Source organism: Bradyrhizobium sp. UFLA05-108 (assembly GCF_059803455.1).
In genome coordinates this window covers 1-1,391 of record NZ_JBANAZ010000186.1, presented here as the reverse complement: position 1 = coordinate 1,391, position 1,391 = coordinate 1, and the positions used below count along the sequence as shown (strand labels likewise).

1 pseudogene is annotated in these 1,391 nt (G+C 58.4%); it reads right to left on the bottom strand.

The window, feature by feature from the left end:
• Positions 1–1,391: pseudogene (locus SO140_RS45835) on the bottom strand (hypothetical protein); the annotation flags it as partial.

Sequence of the window (1,391 nt, the reverse complement as noted above, 5' to 3'; positions counted from 1 at the left end):
GATGTATCGACCTTACCGTTGTTAGACAAGGGGATTTCCGGGATCAAAGTAACGTGATGCGGCAACATATAGTCCGGCAAACGACGCGCCAAATGCCGTCTGATCGCCTGGGTCATCGAGACAGTGAGCGCAGGAACGTCAAAGACCGGTTCATCCTCGGCCCGCGCATACCCTATCGCCATGCTGCACAACGTGTCCTCGGCCGGCGTGACGCCAAGAATGCAGCCGCCAATTCGCCGCTGGGCGGCGAGCGCGCCAAATCGCTGCATCATCCAGCCACTGGCCTGATAATGGCACGCGTTCTTAGCGCCATGGACCTGCAACAACACCTGAGACGACTGCAACACCCCGTACACGTCTGATGATTCGGCCAGCACGGAGGTCTCACCGAGGCAATAGTGTCGCCCTGACGCGCGAGCGACATAGGTTCCCCCCTCGTTTTCCATCACGCTGAAATCGACGCTGACTTGCGGTGGTGAAGTGACGGCGCAAACGCCGAGGTGGATCCGACACGCTAATGCCCCCTCGTCAGGTGAAACGGCGTCAGCGGGCTTGACGTAATAAGCGACGCCCAAAGACTGGAGATGCTCAGTCAGCAAGGCCAACATGTGGCCGACTTCTATCTGCGCCAAAGCGAATGCGCGCTCGGCATATAACGCGGTGATGGTTTCCCACCGAACCACCAAGTCCAGATAAGGCCCGGTGTGTTCTCCCGACGCTTCTGCCTGGTACAAATGCTGTTCCAGCGGATGGTAGTAGTAATAACCCGCGGCATATTCTCCCATCGCCGCCGGGAGCCCGAGATACACTTGCACCGCATAGAGGCTGCTGGCCGAAGGATAGCGATATTTTGGCAACGCGCGCTGCGGCGAACGGAAAGCGGCGCATACGGCCAACAGCCCGGCCAAAGACGCAGGCGGCAGCGCGCTTCCCTCTTGCGCCATCTGTTGCGTCAACCACCCCGGCAGCGCTTCGTACAGACTGCTGATGGTTTCGGCGGATAACGCCTCCGCGGTAAACTGGCGAGTGCTCTTGCGGGCACGGTAAACCGCTTCATCCAACGGATAGGGTATCGCTCGCGAAGGTTGCAGATCTTGACGTAACGCCGGCAGCGAAAGCACGAATGCGTCGCGGTTAGCAAAATAGAGCGGCACCGGCTGTTGCGCCTCGGGAACAACGTAAGCCATGAGGTCACCCTCGCTGAGCCGCACGATCGTCTGCCGGATCCCAGGTAATTGGCTCAAGTTATTCTCGATATCCTCCAGCTCCACGCGATAACCGTTAAGCTTGACCTGGGCATCTCTTCGGCCGAGGAACTCGATACCATAGGTTGGATGATAAATGAAGCGTTCTCGAGTCAGCGTTTCAGCCTGCCAATATCCCTGAGCAAC